The organism is Blautia sp. HCN-20427, from assembly GCF_037890365.1.
Lineage (GTDB): Bacteria > Bacillota > Clostridia > Lachnospirales > Lachnospiraceae > Blautia.
In genome coordinates this window covers 1-698 of the sequence record NZ_JBBKBX010000069.1, presented here as the reverse complement: position 1 = coordinate 698, position 698 = coordinate 1, and the positions used below count along the sequence as shown (strand labels likewise).

At 36.1% G+C, this 698-nt stretch carries 1 protein-coding gene; it reads left to right on the top strand.

The window, feature by feature from the left end; all coding sequences use genetic code 11:
- The first annotated feature begins 112 nt into the window (after window positions 1–112).
- Window positions 113–568 (top strand): IS200/IS605 family transposase, encoded by a 456-nt coding sequence (gene tnpA, locus WKT17_RS16230; RefSeq protein ID WP_016438399.1) that lies wholly within the window; start codon window positions 113–115, stop codon window positions 566–568.
- The last annotated feature ends 130 nt before the right edge of the window (window positions 569–698 follow it).

Here is a 698-nt window from a genome sequence, read left to right as displayed (position 1 = left end):
GAAACAATAATCCACCCGCTATGCGGGTGCGCGTCGATTGTTATACAAAAAAATTACCTTTCCGTGTACAATAAAGTTGTTCAGGCTATATTGTAGAAAGGAAAGGTAATTTATGGCGAAGAAAGAATATTCACTCGCACATACAAAATGGATGTGCAAATATCACATCGTCTTCACACCAAAGTATAGACGAAAAGTAATTTATAATCAATATAAAGCGGATATCAGAGATATTATAAAACAATTGTGCAGTTATAAAGGTGTTGAAATAATTGAAGGACATCTGATGCCAGATCATATTCATATGTTAGTAAGTATTCCCCCGAAGATAAGCGTATCTTCATTTATGGGATATCTAAAAGGTAAAAGTGCACTTATGATATTTGATAAACACGCAAATTTAAAGTATAAATTTGGAAATCGTCATTTCTGGGCGGAGGGATATTATGTTAGTACAGTCGGATTAAATGAGGCAACAATAAAAAAATATATCCAAGAACAGGAAAAGCATGATATTGCAATGGATAAATTAAGTGTAAAAGAATATGAAGACCCTTTTAAGGGGTAATGCCAAGTAGTAACAATACCCCTTAAGGGGTAGCGACGAGTCAAGAGCAATATGGCTTGAACGGAGCTGTGGGAAGGATGTGTAAACAGAATTCCCATAGCCGAAAGAGAAAGCCAGCGCCTTGAGACGC